This is a genomic window from Anaerovorax odorimutans, from assembly GCF_024459955.1.
Lineage (GTDB): Bacteria > Bacillota > Clostridia > Peptostreptococcales > Anaerovoracaceae > Hominibacterium > Hominibacterium odorimutans_A.
In genome coordinates, this window is sequence record NZ_JANFXK010000253.1 from 1 (window position 1) to 219 (window position 219).

General features: G+C 43.8%; 1 pseudogene. It reads right to left on the bottom strand.

The annotated features are described in order from the left end of the window. Positions 1-219: pseudogene (locus tag NE619_RS18680) on the bottom strand (IS481 family transposase); the annotation flags it as partial.

The following is a 219-nucleotide window of genomic DNA, read 5'->3' on the forward strand; positions in this document are numbered from 1 at the left end:
CCGGGATATTTCATCTGCTCATAAGGCTTCGGAATATATTTGGGATTCGGAAGTTTTTGAGCCAAGATTCCCTGTTTCTTCAGAAAACGATACAATCCTGGGATGGAACGTTTATAACCGCGCTGCATAAGTTTGACCCAAAAGACAACCAGACCAGAATGGGGATTGCGCCTACGCATATCTTGGATCAGCTTGATTTCTTCAGGTGTATGCTGATTG